At 43.8% G+C, this 527-nt stretch carries 1 protein-coding gene (running past one end of the window); it reads left to right on the forward strand.

What is annotated here, in order from left to right; all coding sequences use genetic code 11:
• Positions 1–527, forward strand: part of the annotated coding region (locus ADH31_RS09090; protein WP_049510308.1) for an SIALI-17 repeat-containing surface protein (this coding region is incomplete at its 5' end). 436 nt of the annotated region lie beyond the right edge of the window; 527 of its 963 annotated nt are in view.

A 527-nucleotide genomic window follows, 5' to 3' on the forward strand; every position in this document is an offset into this window, starting at 1 on the left:
CTAGGTGATGATAAGGAAGCTAAGAAGAAACTAGTCGAGTTATCTGAGCAAGCTCTTACTGCTATCGAAGCAGCTAAGACTCAGGATGCAGTAGATCAAGCCTTGCGAGCAGCTTTAACTTCTATCAATCAACTCCAAGCGACTCCGAAAGAGGAAGCAAAACATTCAAATCTTCCGACTGAAGGTGTTAAAGAATTGAGCTTTACTCAACCAAGCCTTGAGGTAGTAGAAGAAGCTATAAACTTCAAGACTGTTAAACGAGAAGATCCAACTCTGCCAGAAGGTGAAACTCGCGTAACTCAGGTAGGTCGCGCAGGCAAGGAACGTATCTTAACAGAAGTAGCACCAGATGGAAGCCGTATTGAAAAACTGCGTGAAGTTGTTGAAGTGGCGCAAGATGAGATTGTGCTAGTCGGAACTAAGAAAGAAGAATCAGGTAAAACAGAGGCAGCTATCCATGAAGTACCAGAGTTCACAGGTGGCGTAAATGGTTTGGAAGCAGCTATCCATGAAGTACCAGAGTTTAC

Origin of the sequence: Streptococcus pseudopneumoniae (assembly GCF_001072375.1) — a bacterium.
GTDB classification, from domain to species: Bacteria; Bacillota; Bacilli; order Lactobacillales; family Streptococcaceae; genus Streptococcus; species Streptococcus pseudopneumoniae_L.